General features: G+C 74.5%; 14 protein-coding genes and 1 pseudogene. 8 read left to right on the top strand and 7 right to left on the bottom strand.

The annotated features are described in order from the left end of the window. Positions 1-224: 224 nt before the first annotated feature. Together ACWD35_RS28670 and ACWD35_RS28675 are read left to right on the top strand one after the other, a co-directional pair. Positions 225-2,738, top strand: a complete 2,514-nt coding sequence (locus ACWD35_RS28670) for a SpoIIE family protein phosphatase (protein WP_451354200.1) — start codon at positions 225-227, stop codon at positions 2,736-2,738. An 83-nt stretch (positions 2,739-2,821) separates the two neighbouring features. Beyond that, the gene (locus ACWD35_RS28675; RefSeq protein WP_451354201.1) at positions 2,822-5,560 is read left to right on the top strand and encodes a SpoIIE family protein phosphatase; all 2,739 of its coding nucleotides are present in this window, start codon (positions 2,822-2,824) and stop codon (positions 5,558-5,560) included. Positions 5,561-5,579: 19 nt separating this feature from the next. On the opposite strand, the gene ACWD35_RS28680 is transcribed toward ACWD35_RS28675, so the two are convergent. Beyond that, a complete protein-coding gene (locus ACWD35_RS28680) occupies positions 5,580-5,813 on the bottom strand; it encodes a hypothetical protein (RefSeq protein WP_451354202.1) in 234 nt (77 codons plus the stop codon). A gap of 85 nt (positions 5,814-5,898) precedes the next feature. Next, positions 5,899-7,740, bottom strand: a complete 1,842-nt coding sequence (locus ACWD35_RS28685; RefSeq protein WP_451354203.1) for a glycoside hydrolase family 15 protein — start codon at positions 7,738-7,740, stop codon at positions 5,899-5,901. A gap of 197 nt (positions 7,741-7,937) precedes the next feature. Between ACWD35_RS28685 and ACWD35_RS28690 the strand changes: the two genes are divergently transcribed. Then, positions 7,938-8,144, top strand: coding sequence for a hypothetical protein (locus ACWD35_RS28690; RefSeq protein WP_451354204.1), 207 nt, complete (start codon positions 7,938-7,940; stop codon positions 8,142-8,144). Between the two features lie 100 nt (positions 8,145-8,244). Here ACWD35_RS28690 and ACWD35_RS28695 read toward each other — a convergent pair whose 3' ends face one another. Further along, positions 8,245-9,417, bottom strand: coding sequence for a molybdopterin-dependent oxidoreductase (locus ACWD35_RS28695; RefSeq protein ID WP_451354205.1), 1,173 nt, complete (start codon positions 9,415-9,417; stop codon positions 8,245-8,247). Between the two features lie 195 nt (positions 9,418-9,612). Here ACWD35_RS28695 and ACWD35_RS28700 point away from each other — a divergent pair, with 195 nt between their 5' ends. From ACWD35_RS28700 to ACWD35_RS28720, 5 genes are read left to right on the top strand one after another with little or no spacing between them, the layout of a single operon-like run. Next, positions 9,613-10,272 (top strand): DedA family protein, encoded by a 660-nt coding sequence (locus tag ACWD35_RS28700; RefSeq protein WP_451354206.1) that lies wholly within the window; start codon positions 9,613-9,615, stop codon positions 10,270-10,272. Continuing rightward, positions 10,272-10,877 (top strand): phosphatase PAP2 family protein, encoded by a 606-nt coding sequence (locus ACWD35_RS28705; protein WP_451354207.1) that lies wholly within the window; start codon positions 10,272-10,274, stop codon positions 10,875-10,877. The genes ACWD35_RS28700 and ACWD35_RS28705 overlap by 1 nt, the downstream gene beginning before the upstream one ends. Further along, a complete protein-coding gene (locus ACWD35_RS28710) occupies positions 10,874-11,719 on the top strand; it encodes a phosphatase PAP2 family protein (RefSeq protein ID WP_451354208.1) in 846 nt (281 codons plus the stop codon). The genes ACWD35_RS28705 and ACWD35_RS28710 overlap by 4 nt, the downstream gene beginning before the upstream one ends. After that, complete coding sequence (locus ACWD35_RS28715; protein ID WP_451354209.1) at positions 11,673-12,338, top strand: response regulator transcription factor; 666 nt, start codon at positions 11,673-11,675, stop codon at positions 12,336-12,338. Before ACWD35_RS28710 ends, ACWD35_RS28715 begins: the two co-directional genes overlap by 47 nt. Then, on the top strand, positions 12,335-13,696 hold the full coding sequence (locus tag ACWD35_RS28720; protein ID WP_451354210.1) for a sensor histidine kinase: 1,362 nt from the start codon (positions 12,335-12,337) through the stop codon (positions 13,694-13,696). The genes ACWD35_RS28715 and ACWD35_RS28720 overlap by 4 nt, the downstream gene beginning before the upstream one ends. Before the next feature lie 52 nt (positions 13,697-13,748). On the opposite strand, the pseudogene ACWD35_RS28725 reads toward ACWD35_RS28720, so the two are convergent. From ACWD35_RS28725 to ACWD35_RS28740, 4 genes and pseudogenes are all read right to left on the bottom strand, one after another. After that, a pseudogene (locus ACWD35_RS28725) lies at positions 13,749-14,234 on the bottom strand (hypothetical protein); the annotation flags it as partial. A 24-nt stretch (positions 14,235-14,258) separates the two neighbouring features. After that, positions 14,259-15,113, bottom strand: coding sequence for a proteasome subunit beta (gene prcB, locus ACWD35_RS28730; protein ID WP_451354211.1), 855 nt, complete (start codon positions 15,111-15,113; stop codon positions 14,259-14,261). Between the two features lie 112 nt (positions 15,114-15,225). After that, entirely contained in the window at positions 15,226-16,173 is a 948-nt protein-coding gene (locus tag ACWD35_RS28735; RefSeq protein ID WP_451354212.1) for a lysylphosphatidylglycerol synthase domain-containing protein, read from the bottom strand. Between the two features lie 94 nt (positions 16,174-16,267). After that, positions 16,268-17,782: a hypothetical protein gene (locus ACWD35_RS28740; protein ID WP_451354213.1), complete on the bottom strand. Its 1,515-nt coding sequence runs from the start codon at positions 17,780-17,782 to the stop codon at positions 16,268-16,270. Between the last annotated feature and the right edge of the window lie 69 nt (positions 17,783-17,851).

Here is a 17,851-nt window from a genome sequence, read left to right on the forward strand (position 1 = left end):
CGGGTCACGGCCCGGCCACCGGGCCGCACAGGGCGCAGTCGTCAACGTGCTACCCGTGGCCGAGGCCCGGCCAACCGGCCCGGTGGACCGGATTTCCGGGCCGCTCCCCGGCGCGCCGCACCCCTCCCCCGCATTCTGTCTGCTCCGCCCAGGTGCTTCCGCACTCCGGGTGGCGCATTCTTGCTGTGTCATCCACTCGGCGGCGCACGGGACGAGGTAGGTCGATGGCTGGCAGCGGGGAGCGCGCGGTCCGGACACGGGCCCGGCTCGCCGCGCTGCTCGTGGACGCCTCGACCGGCGCGCTCGGCGTGAGCGGGGGCCGCGCGGCGGGCGTGTACCTGCGCTCGCGCACGCCCGGCATGCTGCGCCTCGCGGTGCTCGTGGGGCTGCCCGGCCCGCTGTTCCGGCCCTGGTGGCGGATGCACATCGGCCGTCCCTTCCCCGTCGCCGACGCCTACCGGCTCGGGGTGCCGGTGGTACTGCCGAACGCCGCGGAGACGGTGCACCGGTACCCGCAGTTCGCGGCGGGCCTGCCCTTCCAGTTCGGGTCGGTGCACGTGCCCGTGCCGGGCGGTGCCGAGCCACTCGGGGTGCTCACGGTGCTGCGCGCGTCGGCGGCGAACGCCGTGGACGACCTGGTGGACCGGGAGCCGGTCGCCCGGCTCGCCGAGGGGCTGGGCGCCGAGCTGCTGGGCCTGGCCGACGGGGACGAGAGCGCGATCCTGTGGGACGGGGAGCCGCTGTGCGTACGGCCGCCTTCGAGCCGGCCGCCGCACGCCCGGATGGGGAGATTCACCTGGGATCCGGAGACCTCCGTGGTGCGCGCGGACGAACGGCTGCACACCCTCCTCGGGCTGCGGCCGGGCGAGTTCGCGGGCACGGGGACGGCGGCGGCACTCATGGAGGCGATGGCACCGGCCGACACCCAGCGGATCCTGGCGGCGCTGCGCGACACCGCCGCCGGGAAGCCGCCGGGCGCGCCGCTGAGCGTGCGCTCGCCGGACGGCGCCCCGCTGCTGCTGGACCTGTGGCCGGAGGCGTACCCGGGCGGCGCGGCGCCGGTCGGCGGGGTCGTGCTCGACGCGGGTCCGGCCGCGGCGGCGGACGGCGCGGCGGACCTGCTGCCGCAGGGCGTGTTCTGCCTGGACCGGACGGGGCTGATCGTCTACGTCAACCCGGCCGCGGCCCGGCTGGCGGGCGGGGAGCCGGAGGGGCTGGTCGGGCGTCTTCTGTGGGAGGCGCTGCCGTGGCTGTCCGGGCCGCCGTTCGACGACCATCTGCGCGGGGCGCTGCTGTCACCGGAGCCGGTGCACTTCCACGTCCGGCGGCCGGCCGGGCCACGCGCACAGGACGGCGAGGGCGACTGGCTCGCCGTGTCGGTGCACTCGGGTGCGGAGCTGCTCACCTGCACGATGGTCCCGGCCAGCCGGGTGGACGCGCCGCCGGAACCGGTCGCGCCGGAGCAGGCCTCGCGGGAGGCGGTGGCGGCCGGGCGCTCGCTGGCGCCGCTGTACCGGCCGATCGCGCTGGCCATCGCGCTGACGGACGCGGTGACGGCCCGGCAGGTGTCGGCGGTCGTCGTGCAGGAGCTGCTGCCCGCGTTCGGCGGCCGGCGCCTGGCCATCTACCTGCTCCAGGACCGGCATCTGTTCCTGGCCTGGGAGAGCGGCTTCCCGCAGGGCTTCCTCGCTCCCTTCGACGGCGTCGGCCTGGACGCGCACCTGCCCGGCGTGGAGACCCTCACGACCGGACGGCCACTGTTCTTCGAGTCCATGGAGCAGCTGGCCGCCGACTATCCGGGCATCCCGCTGGACGCCGTGGAGGGCGCCCGCGCGTTCCTGCCGCTGATCGCCTCCGGGCGGCCGGTCGGCTCGTGCATCCTCGGCTTCGACCGGTCGCGCAGCTTCAGCACCGAGGAGCGTACGGTCCTCACGGCGCTCGCCGGGCTGATCGCGCGCGCGCTGGAGCGGGCGCAGCGCTACGAGAGCGAGGCGGCGCTGGCCCGGGGCCTGCAGCAGGCCCTGCTGCCCAGGCGGCTGTCGGCGGATCCGCGGGTGGAGACCGCGGGCCGCTATCTGCCGGGCACGCAGGGCATGGACGTGGGCGGCGACTGGTACGACGTGGTGGCGTCCGGGGACGGGCTCGCGCTGGTCATCGGCGATGTGCAGGGGCACGGGGTGCAGGCGGCGGCCACCATGGGCCAGCTGCGCAGCGCGGTGCGTGCGTTCGCGCTCGGCGACCGGCCGCCCGACGAGGTGCTCAGCGGCACCAACCACCTGCTCATCGACCTGGACCCCGGCCAGTTCGCCAGCTGCTGCTATCTGCGGCTGGATCCGGCCACCGGCCTGGCCCGGATCGCGCGGGCCGGGCATCCGCCGCCGCTGCTGCGTTCCCCCGACGGGCGTACCCGGGTGCTGCACATCCCGGGCGGTGTCGTCCTCGGGGTGGATCCGCAGGCCCGGTACCCGGTGACCGAACTGCTGCTGGAGCCCGGCGCGATCCTGGCCCTGTACACGGACGGCCTGGTGGAGCGGCCCGGCGCGGACATCGACGACGGCATCACGGCACTGCGGCTGGCGCTGGCCAAGGCCGGTGCGGCGGCTGGGCGGCGGGGCGGGCGGTCCCTGGGCGGGGTGGCCGACCGGCTGACCGCGACCGCTCGGCAGGCCACCGACCGCCCCGACGACGTGGCGCTGCTGCTCGCCGCCCGGCGCCCGGCGTCCGTGCCACGCGGGTGACCGGTGTGCACCGCCCCTGGCAACGGCCGTCACCTCCCCCCATGGTCTCGCCTGAGGGAGCCGGGCAGTGTAGACATGGGCCCATGGTCCGACTGCCCGGCCGGCCTGTGACGCGGCCTCCCCGTCCCTTCGGGCAGCCGCGCCCGTCGCGGGGCGGCCGGCCGCAGGGCGGCGGTGCCGACGGCGGTCCGCCGGGGGTGCTGCGGGCTGCGGTGACCGGGCGCAGCGTCGCCGGGCAGGTCTTCCTCCTGCAAGTGGTGATCGTGCTGCTGCTGGTCCTGGCGGCCGTGGTGGCGCAGGTGCTCCAGGTACAGCGCGACAGCAACCTGGAAGCCCGCAACCGCTCGCTGGCCGTCGCCGAGACGTTCGCGAACGCGCCGGGCACGGTGGCCGCGCTGCGCACCCCGAACCCGACGGCCGTGCTGCAGCCGCGCACCGAGGCCGCCCGCAAGGCGACCGGTGTGGACTTCATCGTCGTGATGAACACCGACGGCATCCGCTACACGCACCCCAACCCGGACCGCATCGGCAAGAAGTTCGTCGGGAACCTCGCCCCGGCGCTCGCGGGAGGCACGGTCACCGAGCGCATCAAGGGCACGATAGGGCCGCTCGTGCAGGTCGTGGTGCCGGTGAAGGACGCCGGCGGCAAGGTGGTGGGCCTGGTGTCGGCCGGGGTCACCACCGCGCACGTGGGCCGGGCCGCCAACCAGCAGATTCCGCTGCTGCTCACGGCGGCTGCGGCGGCTCTCGCGCTGGCCACGGCGGGCACGGCCCTGGTGAGCAGACGCCTGCTGCGGCAGACGCGCGGGCTCGGCCCGTACGAGATGACCCGGATGTACGAGCACCACGACGCGGTGCTGCACGCGGTGCGCGAGGGCGTGCTGATCGTCGGCGGCGACGGCCGGCTGCTGCTCGCCAACGACGAGGCGCACCGCCTGCTGGACCTGCCCGAGGACGCCGAGCGGCGCAGTGTGCTGGAGCTGGGCCTGGACGACGAGACGGCCGCCCTGCTGGCCTCGGGGCGGGTCGCGACGGACGAGGTGCACCTGGTCAAGGACCGGCTGCTGGCGATCAACCAGCGGCCCACGGACGTGGCCGGCGGCCCGGCCGGCAGCGTCACCACGCTGCGCGACTCCACCGAGCTGCGCGCGCTGTCCGGCCGCGCGGAGGTGGCGCGCGAGCGGCTGAACATGCTGTACGACGCCGGGGTCGGCATCGGCACCAGCCTGGACGTGACCCGCACCGCCGAGGAACTGGCCGGGCTGGCGGCGCCCCGGTTCGCGGACTACGCCACGGTGGACCTGTTCGAGACGGTGCTGAACGGCGAGGAGCCGCGGCCCGGGACCGCGCTGTGCCGCGCGGCCTGCGCCGGGATCCGCGACGACTCGCCGCTGTACCCGGTGGGCGAGCGCATCCGGTTCGTCGCCAGTTCGCCGCAGGCGCGCAGCCTGACGACCGGGCAGTCGGTCGTGGAGCCCCGGCTGCGCGAGGCGACCGGCTGGAAGGCGCAGGATCCGGAACACACCCAGCAGGTCATCGCGTACGGCATCCACTCGCTGATCATCGTGCCTCTGCGGGCGGGCAGCCTGGTGCTGGGCGTGGCGAACTTCTGGCGTTCGGAGAAGCCGCAGCCGTTCGACGCGGAGGAGCTGGCCCTCGCCGAGGAGCTGGTGGCGCGGGCCGCGGTGTCCATCGACAACGCCCGCCGGTACACACGCGAGCACAGCATGGCGGTCACTCTCCAGCGCAGCCTGCTGCCGCGCACGCTGCCCGAACAGGGCGCCCTGGAACTCGCCTACCGCTATCTGCCTGCGCAGGCGGGAGTGGGCGGCGACTGGTTCGACGTGCTGCCGCTGTCCGGAGCCCGGGTGGCGCTGGTCGTCGGTGACGTGGTGGGGCACGGGCTGCACGCGGCGGCGACCATGGGCCGGCTGCGCACGGCCGTGCACAACTTCTCCGCGCTCGACCTGCCCCCGGACGAACTCCTCAGCCTGCTGGACGAGCTGGTCGCCCGGATCGACCAGGACGAGACCGCCTCGGACGGCGCGGCGGCGGTCACCGGCGCGACCTGTCTGTACGCGATCTACGACCCGGTGGCGCGGCGCTGCACCGTCGCCCGGGCCGGTCATCCGCCGCCCGCGCTGGTGCTCCCGGACGGCACCGTGGAGTTCCCGGAGGTGCCGGCCGGTCCGCCGCTGGGCCTGGGCGGGCTGCCGTTCGAGACGGCCGGTCTGGAGCTGCCGGAGGGCAGCCGGCTGGTGCTGTACACGGACGGGCTGGTGGAGGACCGCGACCGGGACATCGACGTCGGCCTCGACCTGCTGAGCGACGCGCTGCGCCGCACGGCCGGCGCCTCCCCGGAGGACACCTGCCGTACCGTCCTCGACCGGCTCGCGGCCCGGCCCAGCGACGACGTGGTGCTGATCATCGCCCGCACCCGCGTCCTCGGCCCGGACCGGGTCGCCCAGTGGGAGGTGCAGTCGGATCCGGCGGCCGTCTCACAGATCCGGGCCTCGGTGACCGGGCAGCTGGCCGAATGGGGCCTGGACGAGCTGGAGTTCACCACGGAGCTGATCCTGAGCGAGCTGGTCACCAACGCCATCCGCTACGGGCGCCCGCCCATCGGCGTACGGCTGCTGCGCGACCGCACGCTGATCTGCGAGGTCTCCGACCGCAGCACGACCTCGCCGCATCTGCGGTACGCGGCAACGACCGACGAGGGCGGCCGGGGCCTGTTCCTGGTCGCCCAGCTCGCCGAGCGCTGGGGTACCCGCTACACCCCCGACGGAAAGATCATCTGGGCGGAGCAGCCGCTGCCCTGAGCCCGGACGGCCCGGGCGGTCAGGCGTCCAGCCGGGAGCGCAGCAGCTCCTTGCCCATGTCGGCGCCCTTGCGGCTGTCGGCCTGGGCCTTGCGGAACAGGTCGCTGAGTTCGTTGTCGTGGTCGCGTTCGGCGTCCTGGATGTACGTCTCCAGGCGCAGGGCGTTGTCCAGGCACGCCTCGACGTACCAGATCAGGTCGTAGTTCTTGTCGCGGGTACCGGTGATGCCGCCGGTCTCGCCGGTGCTGGCCATCGGGTCTCCTCCTTGTGCGGACCCTGAGCGGATGGGCCCTTCGCACACCCCGGGTACCCGTGCGGCCGGCGGGTACACGGCCGGGTCAGCCGAGCGCCTTGTCCAGGTTGAACGCGGCGCTGATCAGGGACAGGTGGGTGAACGCCTGCGGGAAGTTGCCCTGTTGCTCGCCGGTACGGCCGATCTCCTCGGCGTACAGGCCGAGATGGTTGGCGTAGGTGAGCATCTTCTCGAAGGCGAGCCGGGCGTCGTCGACCCGTCCGGCCCGCACGAGTGCCTCGACGTACCAGAAGGAGCAGATGGAGAAGGTGCCCTCGTCGCCGCGTAGTCCGTCGGGGCTGGCCTGCGGGTCGTAGCGGTAGACGAGAGAGTCGGAGACCAGGTCCTCGGTGAGGGCGTCCAGGGTGGACAGCCACTTGGGGTCGGTGGGGGCGATGAACTTGGCCAGCGGCATCATCAGCACGGCGGCGTCCAGCACGTCCGCGCCCTCGGACTGCACGAAGGCCTGCCGGCGCTCGGACCAGCCGCGGTCCATGATCCGTCGGTAGATGGCGTCGCGGGCCTGGCGCCAGCGGGGCAGGTCGGCGGGCAGGCCGCGCCGGTTGGCGAGGCGGATGGCGCGCTCGACGGCCACCCAGCACATCAGCCGGGAGTACAGGAAGTTCTTGCGACCCCCGCGGGTCTCCCACACGCCCTCGTCGGGCTGGTCCCAGTTCACGCACACCCAGTCGACCAGGTGGCACACGTCGTCCCACTGGCCGCTGGAGATGGGCTGCGCCCACTTGTCGTAGAGGTAGATGGAGTCGATCAGGGCGCCGTAGATGTCCAGCTGGAGCTGGTCGGCGGCGGCGTTGCCGACCCGGACGGGGGCGGAGCCCAGGTGTCCCTCGAGGTGGGGCAGCTCGCGTTCGGGCAGGTCGGAGCGGCCGTCGATGCCGTACATGATCTGCAGCGGGCCGGAGCCGCCGCAGCAGCCGGGGCTGATGTTCGTGGTCACGAACTTCATGAAGGCCTCGGCCTCGCCGCTGAAGCCGAGCCGCAGCAGGGCGTAGACGGCGAACGCGGCGTCGCGCACCCACACGTAGCGGTAGTCCCAGTTGCGTTCGCCGCCGAGCTGCTCGGGCAGGCTGGTGGTGGGCGCGGCGACGATGGCGCCGGTGGGGGCGTAGGTGAGCAGCTTCAGGGTGAGCGCGGAGCGGTGCACCATCTCGCGCCAGCGGCCCCGGTAGCGGGACTGCTGCAGCCAGCGCCGCCAGTAGGCGACGGTGGCGTTGAACTGGTGCTCGGCCTCGGCGTGGGCGCAGCTGCGGGGGGCCACCGCGGTGCTGGCCTGGTCGAGGGCGAACACCGCGCTCTCGCCCTCGGAGAGCTTGAAGTCGGCGCGTGCGTCACGGTCGTCGCACTCCATGGCGACGGTCGAGGTGAGCGCGAGCGAGCGCTGCGGCGACTCGAAGAACACCATGCCGTCCACCATGCGCAGGGTGTGCGGGTCGGCGCCGTAGTTGAAGCGCGGCGCGACCAGCACCCGGAACGGCACGGTGCCGCGTACGCACACCACGCGCCGGATGAGCCGGTGCCTGGCGGTGTCGCCGGCGTGGTCGTCCCCGGTCACGGGCATGAAGTCCTGGACCTCGCCGACACCTTCCTCGGTGAAGAACCGGGTGATCAGCACATTGGTGTCGGGGAAGTAGAACTGCTTGGTGCGTGCCGGTACGGCGGCGGCCAGCTCGAAGGAGCCGCCGCGCTCGGCGTCGAGGACGGCTGCGAAGACACTGGGGGCGTCGAAGGACGGGGAGCAGTACCAGTCGATGGTGCCGTTGCTGCCGACCAGCGCCACACTGCGCAGGTCACCGATGAGCCCGTGCTCGGCGATCGGCAGGTAGCGGGAGCTCCGGAGTGCGTCCTGCGTGAACGGCGTCTGGTCCATCGGGCCTCCCGGTGCGGGGTGCTGGATGTTCTCCAGCTTAGGAGCGAGTGCTCTCCGGCGGTACAGGGCAGGCGCTCCGCGACCCGGTGCGCGGGCCCTTCGGGATGCAGGGTGCGCCGAGCCGGGGAATGGTAAGAGAGTGCCCCGTTCGGCGGCACCGGCACGGATGAGCTCATCCGGACCGAGGAGGAGGCAACATGTCGACATCCACACCTGAAGAGTCCCGTTCGACCGACGACTCCATCACCCCGGACGCCCTGCTCCACTCGGCTCCGCCGGAGAATGTCACCGCGGAGGACCTGGTGATGGCGGCGGGCAGGGACGTCACACCGAAGAACCTCGACTGGGCGCGACGCAAGCTGGAGACGGAGGGCCAGGCAGCGGTCGAGAAGCTGGCCCCCTAGGGCGTCCGGGGAACCCGAGGCACGACACGAACGACACGAACGGGGAAGCCGGCCGGGCGAGGTGGCGCCCGGCCGGCGCTTCGCGCGTGTGCGCAATGAGTCAGCGTGTGTGCGCATGCGGGGTGGCGGCGGCCGTCTCCGGGCGGTCGCCCTCCGCGTCGACGCACACCACGCGCACCCACCGCACCGCGTTGTTGGCGAAGCCGCCGCGGTTCCACCGCTGGTCGAGCGGCTGGGTATGGCCGTCCGCGTCGCTCGCGCGGGCGGCCAGGGCGTGCTCGCCGGGGGTCGCCGCCCAGGTGTGGCGCCATCCGCGCCAGGCCCAGCGGTACCCGTCCGCGGCGGCGTCGAGGTCCGCGGGCCGCCAGCTCCGACCGCCGTCGGTGCTGACCTCCACCGAGGTCACCGGGGCCTGCCCGGACCAGGCGCGGCCCTCCAGCGTGACGCTCCCCGGCCGCAGGACGCGGGCGCGGGACATGAAGTCCGGGAAGCCGGGCGGCACCAGCAGGGCGCGGGGCTCGATCCGGGTGACGGGCTCGCCCTCCTCGTCGTCGCTGTGCCGGATCCGGTAGGCCACGTGCTGCTGGAAGCCGGTGAACGGTACGCCGCTGACGGTGACCATGCGCAGCCACTTCACGTGGGCCATGCCGTACCAGCCGGGCACGACCAGCCGCAGCGGCCTGCCGTGCTGCGGCGGCAGCGGGGCGCCGTTCATGGCGGTGGCGACCAGCACCTCGGGGTCGCGGCCGGTGGCCACGGCCAGCGGCAGCGCGCGCCGGTAGTCCTGCTCGACGCCGCGCTCGACGCCGTGGTCGGCGCCGGTGAAGACGACGTCCACGGCGGCCGGGTCGGCGCCCGCCTCGTCCAGCAGCAGCCGCAGGGGTACGCCGGACCAGTCGGCGGTGCCGACGGCCTCCACCAGCCAGGGCTGGCTGACCGGGCGGGGGGTCAGCAGGGCCCGCCCGTTGCCCGCGCACTCCATCGTCACCCGGGTCGTGACCTGCGGGAAGGACAGCAGGTCGGCGAGGCTGAGGTCGAGCGGGCGGCGCACCCGGCCGTCGACGGCCAGCCGCCAGGCGCCCGCCTGGGGCACGTAGGGGATGTCGTAGTGCGTGAGGACGTAGTGCAGCCCGGGCGGGGTCACGTCGTAGCGCAGCGCCTCCAGCGGGAGACCGTGGTTACGGATGGCGAGAGCGAGCTCGTCCACGCCGATACCCTCGTCGGCACCGGCCAGCCGGGCGGCGGCGCTCACCTCGCCGGGTCGCGGGGCCATGGTGTCATTGTCCCTCCGGCGGTGGGGGCGGGCGATCCGGATCAAGAGTCGGATGATCACTCGTCCAGGAATCGGCAATCGCCGGGCAAAGGTCGGGAACGAAACGGACCGTGCATTCGTCTACAGTCCAGTAGTCGGTCTACAAATGTGTAGTCGGATGCAATCGGATGTAGTCCAAGGAAAGGGCGTGCGGCGATGGCCACTCCCCCGCACCTGGCGTCGCAGCTCGCGGTCAACGTGCTCGACGCCCACTCGCTGCTCGCCGCCTTCGGCGTGTTCGGCGTCGGTGTGATCCTGTTCGCGGAGACGGGCCTGCTCATCGGCTTCTTCCTGCCCGGTGACTCGCTGCTGTTCACGGCGGGCCTGCTGTGCACGGGCGCGTCCGACCGCGGGGTGCACCTGTCGCTCGGCCCGCTCCTGGCAGCGGCGGCCGTCGGCGCGCTGACCGGCTCGCAGTGCGGGTATCTGCTCGGCCGCAAGGCGGGCGGGACGCTGCTCGCGCGCAGCAGATCGGCCCGGCTGCACGAGGGCGCCCAGCGCGCCGAGGAGCTGCTGGAGCGGTACGGGTACGCGAAGGCGATCGTCCTGGCCCGCTTCGTGCCGGTGGTGCGCACGGTACTGAACCCGATGGCGGGCGCGCTCGGTGTACCCGCGCGGACCTTCACCCTCTGGCAGGTGACCGGTGGCCTGGTGTGGAGCCTCGGCCTCACCCTCGCGGGATACGCGCTGGGCTCCTCGATCCCGAACATCGACAAGTACCTGCTGCCGGTGATCGCGCTGATCGTGATCGTCTCGCTCGTCCCCCTCGCCGCCGAGGTGCTGCGCTCGCGCAAGGCCGCGAAGGAGGCCCCCTGATGGTCCTCGCACTGACCGGCTCGTCCGTCGACGGGCCGCTGTACCGGGACGTGGTGGGCCTCGCCCACCACTCCCCCGGCTGGCTGGACGACCTCGTCGCGGCGTGGTCGGCGTACGGGCTCGCGGTGTTCGCGCTGCTCATGGTGGCCGGCTGGTGGCGGGCCCGCCGGGCGGGGGCGGACGCGGCCTTCGCGGCGCTGGCCGTGCCGGTGGTCGTGGTGCTCGCCTTCGCCGCCGACTCCGGGCTGAAGCTGCTGGTGCGGGAGGACCGGCCCTGCCGGGGCCTGGCGTACCGCACGCTGGAGGCGTGTCCCGCGCGCGGGGACTGGTCGTTCCCGAGCAATCACGCCGCGATCGCCTTCGCGGCGGCGGTGGCCCTGTACTTCGTCTCCCGCCGCCTCGGCGTGGTGGCGGCCGTGTGCGCGGGCGCCATGGCGGCGTCCCGGGTGTGGGTCGGCGTGCACTATCCGCACGACGTCGCCGCGGGGGCGGCGGTCGGCGCGGCGGTGGCGCTCCTCGCGATGACCGCGCTGCACCGCCTGCCGAAGGACCTGCCGGGACGGCTGTCGGCGACGCGGCTGCGGCCCCTGCTGACGACGTCATGAACCGCAAGGCAGTCGCCGAGCTGGCGGGCAGCGTCGGCCTCGGTGCCTGGGTGGCCTTCGGGGTGCTGACCCTGGTCGTGTACGGACACGGCGACCCGCTCTACCTGGACCAGGGCCTGCTGTCCTGGTCTGTCGGCCACCGCCCGCCGGTCGCGCTGGCGGCGGCCCGCGGGCTGACCGACACGGGTACGGGGGTGTTCCCCTACGCCCTGGTCGTGCTCGCCGGGCTGCTCGTCGGCCGCACGAGAGGGCAGCGGCTGGTGTGTGCCCTGCTCGGCGCGGCCTGTCTGGCCGCGGGCCAGGCGGTGCGGTACGGCGTGCTGGAGCTGGTCGCCCGGCCCCGCCCACCGCACGCGGACTGGCAGACGCACGCCTCGGGCTGGTCCTACCCCTCCGGTCACACCACCACATCGGCCCTGGCGGCCGGGCTGCTGATCCTCGCCGTGTGCCTGCGCGCCCCGCAGGGCCGGACCGCGCTCTGCACGGTGGTCGCCTGCTGGGGAGCGGGGGTCGGGCTGACCCGGGTCTTCCTGGGCGTGCACTGGTTCACCGACGTGGTCGGCGGCTGGCTGTTCGCCGTCGGCTGGCTCGGTGTCTGCCTGTGCGCGGCGGCCCGGTGGCTGCCGGCGTGGCTCGTACCCGCCCGCGCTACGGCCACGACCGACACGACCGCGACCGGTAAGACGGCGACGAACGCAACGCCCGACACCAACGCGACCGACCCCAACGCGACCGGCACCAACCCGACCGACACGACCGACACCGCCGACACGGCCACTGCGCCGGTGGAGAAGCATGCGCCCCAAGATCCTGGTCGTCGAGGACGATCACGCCCTGCGTGACGTGCTGCGGCGCGGCCTGCACGACGAGGACTTCGACACGGTGTGCGCCGCCGACGGCGCCACCGCGCTGCGGCTGGCCGGCCCGGACGTGGCCGCCGCCGTCCTGGACGTCGGGCTGCCCGACGCGGACGGCCGGGACGTGTGCCAGGCGATGCGCGCGAACGGCTTCCACGCTCCCGTCGTCTTCCTGACAGCACGGCACGGGCTGACCGACCGGCTGTCGGGGTTCTCGGCCGGCGGCGACGACTACCTGCCCAAGCCGTTCCACCTCGCCGAGCTGGCCGCCCGGCTGCGGGCCGCCCTGCGCCGGGCCGCGCCCCCGCCGACACCTGCGGCGGCGGGCGGTCTGGTGCTGGACGCCGTACGGCACAGCGCCACCGTGCACGGCCACCGCGTCGACCTCACGCCCACCGAGTTCCGGCTGCTGGCGGCACTGACGGCGGCGGGCGGAGACCTCGTGCGCCGCCGCGACCTGGTCCGGGCGGGCTGGCCGGAGGGCGCGCACGTCAGCGACAACACGCTGGACCAGTACCTGACCCGGCTCCGGCGCAAGCTGCGCGCGGCGGGCAGCGAGCTGACCATCGGCACCGCGCGCGGCATAGGCCACCGGCTGACATGACACGTCCCGACCGTCTGCCGGCCCGGCTCACTCCGCAGACCCTGCGCGGCCGGCTCTCGCTGGTCGCGCTGACCACGGCCGCGCTCCTGATGCTGATCCTCACCGTGATCTTCAACACGGTCGTCCGCCACCGCCTGGACCGCGAGGCGGACGACGAACTGCGCGCCCGGGCAGCGGCCGTCGCCACCACCGTCGACACCCACCGGGGCCGGGTGCGGGTGCTGGAGACCCCCAACGACCGGCTCCTGGACACCAACGCGTGGATCTACGCCGGTACCCGCCTGCTGGAACACCCGCCGTCCGCCGCCGCTTCCCTCACCCGGGCCGCGGACGCCCTCGCCGCCGACGGGCACGGCTGCCGCACGGTCGGCAGGCCCGACACCGTCCGGCTGTGCGCGGAGCCGGTGCCGGGCGGTACCTCGTGGGCCACCGTGGTCACCGCCCTGGACCTGTCGCCGTACCGGAGTTCGGCCCGGACGCTGCTGCTGGGCTCGTTCGCGCTGGACACGGTGATGCTCGCCTGCACCTACGCGCTGACCCGGCTGGCGGTGGGGCGGGCGCTGCGGCCGGTGCGCACCATGACCGGCCAGGCCACCGAGTGGAGCGCCGTGACCTCCGAGGAGCGTTTCGCCGGGCGGGGGCGGCCCGCCGAACTGGCCGCGCTCGGCGCCTCGCTGGACTCCCTGCTGGACCGTATACGCGCGGTGCTGCGGCACGAGCGGCAGCTGACCGGCGAGCTGTCGCACGAACTGCGCACCCCGCTCAGCCGGATCGTCGCGGAACTGGACTGGTGGCGCTCCCGCCCCCGCACCGAGGCCGAGACCCGCGCCTGCCACGAGGTCATCGCCGAGGCCGCGCAGTCGATGCGCACCATCTGCGACACCCTGCTGGACGAGGCCCGCGAAGGCGTGCCGAGCGCGCCCGGCACGGCCGCCGTACAGCCGGTCCTGCACCGCCTGGCCGCGGCGGCGGACGCCCCCGCCGCGGTGCGCGTCACGGTCACCGCCGGCCCGGGACCGCTCACGGCGGGCGTGCCCGCGGCACTCCTCGAACGGATCGTCAGCCCGCTGCTCGCCAACGCCGTGCGCTACGCACGTACGACGGTCATGCTGTCGGCCGGCCCGACGGCCGACGGGATCCGGGTGACGGTCGCGGACGACGGGCCCGGCGTCCCCGAAGCGTTCACGGGCCTGCTCTTCCAGCCCGGCAAGCGCGCCGATCCCGGCGACGGACACGGCGGAGCGGGCCTCGGGCTGCCGCTCGCGCGACGCCTGGCCCGCTCCGCCGGCGGCGAGGTGTCCCACGACGCCGAGCACGCCCCCGGGGCACGGTTCGTGCTCACCCTGCCCGCCGGCTAGCCGCCGCGCCCGGCGCCCTCACGCCGCCGGCCGTTTACCGCATGCCGGGCGGTCATGCCTCCTGCTGGGCCGTCCGTTCCTCGGTGACGTCCTTGCGGGTCACCATCAGGAACACGACGAGGCCGAGGATGACGGCGAGGAACAGCGCGCTGGTGACCACGGTGCCGAAGCCCAGTCCGCCGTCGCCGGTGGGCTGGGAGAGCCAGTCGCCGGCCGACGCGCCGAGCGGGCGGGTGAGGACGTAGGCGATCCAGAAGCTCCACACCGCGTTCAATCCGAGCGCGAACCGGGCGAGCGCCACCACGGCGATGGCCGCCGCGAACAGCACTGCGGAGACCCAGTAACCGAGGTCCATCTTCTCCGCGACGAGGTCACCGGCCGAGGTGCCGAGGGCGAAGGTGAACAGGACGGCCAGCCAGTAGAAGGCCTCGCGGCGGACCGTGTCGATGTGGTGGATCGACAGCGTGCGCTCGCTGCGGTACCAGGCGGCGAAGGCGATCGCGAGGGCGATCGCGAAGACGGTCGTGGTGGTCTCCAGGGCACAGGTCGGCCGCGCCCGGGCTCAGGGCGTCGCGTGCGGTCCGTCCGGGCGGCTGCCGCGGCGTTCGATCATCTCGCGGCTCAGCTCCTCCGCCTCCGGCTCGGGCAGCCGCTCGAAGCCGTCCTCGGTGATGAGCGCGACGACCGGGAAGATACGGCGGTTGAGGTCGGGGCCACCGGTGGCCGAGTCGTCGTCCGCCGCGTCGTACAGCGCCTGGAGCGCGGCGAGGGCGGCCTCCCGGCGGGTCAGGTCCGGCCGGAACAGCTTCTTCAGGGCCCCGCGGGCGTACGGCGAACCGGAGCCCTCGGCGTGGAAGTCCCGCTTCTCGTACAGGCCGCCGGCCGCGTCGAAGCTGAAGATGCGGCCCTGCCCGCCGCCGGGCGCGGTGACGTCGTAGCCGGCGAGCAGCGGGACGACCGCGAGGCCCTGCATGGCCTGGGCGAGGTTCTGCCGGATCATGGTCGCGAGGCGGGTGGCCTTGGCGTTGAGGGTCATCGGTATGCCCTCGATCTTCTCGAAGTGGGTCAGTTCGACCTGGTAGAGCCGCACCATGTCGAGAGCGAGTCCGACTGTGCCGGCGAAGGCGACGGCCGTGTGCTCGTCGGCGGGGTGCACCTTCTCCAGGTCGCGCTGGGCGATGAGGTTGCCCATCGTGGCCCGGCGGTCGCCGGCGATCAGGACGCCGTCGCGGCAGGTCAGGGCGAGCACGGTCGTACCGTGCGGGAAGCGGCCGGGGGCGGCGCGGACGCCCCCGGGGAGCGGTGGCGCGGTGGGCAGGAGCCGGGGGCGGTACGCGGCCAGGAACTCGGTGAAGGACGAGGTCCCGGGCGCGAAGAACGCCTCGTGCGGCCGGCCTGTGGTGTCGTTCCCCGACATGTCGCTCCCCCTCCTGTGTGGCACAGCCCCGTGTGGCTCAGCCCTGTGTGGCACGGCAACACCCCACCACCCACTCCTACCTGGCGGGAGCGGACGGGAAACTCCCCTGCCCTCACAGCGACTTGCGGCGCACCAGCATCGCGAGCACGAGCAGTCCGGGGATCAGCGGCAGCCACACCGTCAGCAGCCGGTAACCGAGCACGGCGGAGGCGGCGGTCGCGCCGGGGCTGCCGGACGCGGTGAGGGCGAGGGCGAGCGCGGCGTCCAGCGAGCCGAGCCCGCCCGGGGTGGGCAGCAGGGCGGCGGCGCTGCTGGCGGCGAGGTACAGCAGGGCGACCTGGAGCGGAGGCAGGGGCAGGGCGACGGCCCGGGTGACGGCGATGAGCACCGTCGCGTGCAGCGTGGCAAAGGCCAGCGCGCCGCCCCACAGGGCCGCCGCGCGGGCGGGGCAGGCGTGCGCCGCACGGACGTCGGCGAGCATGGCGGCGCCCGCCCGCCGGCAGCGCGGCCACAGCGGACCGGCCAGCAGGACCGCGACCAGGCCGACGAGACCCAGCGCCAGTGCGAGCGCGGAAGGGGACAGGTGCGGCAGGCACAGCAGTCCGGGCCAGGCCGGGGCGAGTGCGGCGATCAGGGCCAGGCGGGCGGCGGCACCGGCGGTCGCCTTGACGGCGAGCGCGCTGGCCGATCGGGCCGCGGGCAGTCCGCAGCGCATCAGGAAGCGCAGGTTCAGCGCGCCGGCGCCGAGTCCCGCGGGCAGCAGGTGGTTGGCGGCGCAGGCGGCGAACTGGGCGGCGACCAGCCGCCGTGCGGGGAGCCGCCGTACGACGGCGCCCTGCAGGGCGAGGGCCGAGGCCACCCAGGTGCCCGTGGCCGCCGCCGCGCCCACCAGCAGCCAGCCGTGGTCGGCGACGGCCAGCCGCCCGGCCCCGGTCTCGACCGTCGCCCAGTGCCGCCGCGCCAGCCAGACGGCGCCGAGCAGCACGGCGAGGCACACGCCGGTGTGCCAGTACGCCCGCCGGCGGCCGACCGAGGAGGTCACCTCCGCCGGGGCCGTCATGGGCGGCACCGGGAGGGCTCGCAGGGCGCAGCCGGCCGGCCCCCGGCACACCCCGTCCGGGCGACGGCCGCCTCCGCGCGGCAGGTGCGGCAGGTCATGAGCCCGCCCCCGGTACGGAGTGGTACAGCCGCAGCGCGCCGAGCGGGGTGGACGGCCAGTCGCGGGCGTACCGGGGCGGGCGGGAACCCGCCGCCACCATCGCGACCGTAGGGATCCGCCGGGCGGTGCGGGCGATCCCGGCCGCCGTCGCGTTGGTGTCGTGCCCGGACGTCGCCGCCGAGGAGCAGCCGGCGTAGAAGGCGACCGGGAGGGCGTCGTGCCCGGTGAGGAGGCAGGGCGGGCGGACGCCGATGCGGTGCAGGGTGGCGGCGGTGCGGGACCAGGTGCGGTGGGCGGCGGTGGTGACGTGCACGGTGTGCACCAGGACGGTCAGTTGCACCGCGAGGTGGGCTGCGAGCGCGAAGGTCACCAGGGTCACGGCGACCGGCCGCCAGGTCCGGCTCGGCACCTTGACGACGTACCAGATCGCTTCGGCGGCCGGGATCACCAGCAGGGCGTAGGCGGGCAGCAGGAAGCGGGGCGCGGCGTAGCCGATCATGAAGAGGTAGGGGAAGGCCGTCGTGGCCGCGCAGGCGAGCGGCAGCGCGGTCGGTGCCGTACGCCGGGCGCGGACGGCGACGGCCAGGCCGAGCGCGGCGAGCAGGGGCAGTACGAACCACCAGAAGGTGAGCACCGTGGCGGGCAGTGCACCGGTGCAGGGGCGGCACAGCGTCCGTCCGCCCAGGCTGCGCAGCTGGTCCACGACGGCCACGTGGAAGCCGAGGCCGCCCTGGATCGCCGAGGCATCGTGCAGCCGCTGCGCGAGGCCGCCGTAGCTGACGTAGGCCTCGACCACCCACTCGACGGCCCCGGCCGCGAGCCCGGCGAGGAGGACGAGCAGCAGCCGCCCGCTGCGGCGCACCAGGGCGAGGGCGAGGAGCGGCAGGGCCGCCCAGACCGCGTCCATGGGCCGCATCCAGGCCATCAGCGCGGCGCTCGCGGCGAGGCCCCACGGCGCGGCCCGGCCGGAAAGGCCGGACGGTTCGGCGCCGGCAGTTCGGTCGGCGCCGGCGCGCAGGAAGCACGCGACGGCGGTGAGGGCGCCGATGGCGACCCAGTAGTTGGGCATGGCCTGCGGGCCGTAGAAGAGGGTCACCCACAGGGAGGCGAACAAGGCGCCGGCGAAGGTGAGCACGCGGACGGGGAACAGCCCCCGCCAGGCGCGCAGCGCCAGGTACAGCGCGAGACCGGACAGGACGGCCAGGTAGACCCTGAGCAGAGCCGTCGAGGACGACCACGAGGCGATGGGCGCGACGAGCAGCGGGACACCCCGCGCGCGGGGTGCGCTGAAGAAGGCCGCGGGCGCGTGCCCGCTGACCTGGCTGACGTACACGGTCTCGTCCCAGCCGAGGCCCATGCCGGGCCGGACGAGGAGGAGTTGGGCCAGGGTGAAGGCCAGGGCGACGGCCGCGAGCGGGGCGCGGGCGCGCACCTCGGGGCCGTCGACAGACGGGCGGCGCGCACGCTCGCGCCGGGTCGCGACGAGTGTGGTGTGCGCGTTGCCGGCCATGATCACCCCTCTGCCCCTACAGTCTGTAGGGTCGCCCGGTTACCCTACAGCCTGTAGGACCGAGGGAGA

Source organism: Streptomyces sp. NPDC002671 (assembly GCF_053592475.1).

Coding starts and splice junctions, on each gene's coding strand:
- ACWD35_RS28705 (WP_451354207.1), top strand. CDS start 10,272: ATGGTCCTCGCACTGACCGGCTCGTCCGTCGACGGGCCGCTGTACCGG.
- ACWD35_RS28735 (WP_451354212.1), bottom strand. CDS start 16,173: ATGACGGCCCCGGCGGAGGTGACCTCCTCGGTCGGCCGCCGGCGGGCG.
- ACWD35_RS28680 (WP_451354202.1), bottom strand. CDS start 5,813: ATGGCCAGCACCGGCGAGACCGGCGGCATCACCGGTACCCGCGACAAG.
- ACWD35_RS28720 (WP_451354210.1), top strand. CDS start 12,335: ATGACACGTCCCGACCGTCTGCCGGCCCGGCTCACTCCGCAGACCCTG.
- ACWD35_RS28670 (WP_451354200.1), top strand. CDS start 225: ATGGCTGGCAGCGGGGAGCGCGCGGTCCGGACACGGGCCCGGCTCGCC.
- ACWD35_RS28715 (WP_451354209.1), top strand. CDS start 11,673: ATGCGCCCCAAGATCCTGGTCGTCGAGGACGATCACGCCCTGCGTGAC.
- ACWD35_RS28700 (WP_451354206.1), top strand. CDS start 9,613: ATGGCCACTCCCCCGCACCTGGCGTCGCAGCTCGCGGTCAACGTGCTC.
- ACWD35_RS28740 (WP_451354213.1), bottom strand. CDS start 17,782: ATGGCCGGCAACGCGCACACCACACTCGTCGCGACCCGGCGCGAGCGT.
- ACWD35_RS28675 (WP_451354201.1), top strand. CDS start 2,822: ATGGTCCGACTGCCCGGCCGGCCTGTGACGCGGCCTCCCCGTCCCTTC.
- ACWD35_RS28695 (WP_451354205.1), bottom strand. CDS start 9,417: ATGGCCCCGCGACCCGGCGAGGTGAGCGCCGCCGCCCGGCTGGCCGGT.
- prcB (WP_451354211.1), bottom strand. CDS start 15,113: ATGTCGGGGAACGACACCACAGGCCGGCCGCACGAGGCGTTCTTCGCG.
- ACWD35_RS28690 (WP_451354204.1), top strand. CDS start 7,938: ATGTCGACATCCACACCTGAAGAGTCCCGTTCGACCGACGACTCCATC.
- ACWD35_RS28710 (WP_451354208.1), top strand. CDS start 10,874: ATGAACCGCAAGGCAGTCGCCGAGCTGGCGGGCAGCGTCGGCCTCGGT.
- ACWD35_RS28685 (WP_451354203.1), bottom strand. CDS start 7,740: ATGGACCAGACGCCGTTCACGCAGGACGCACTCCGGAGCTCCCGCTAC.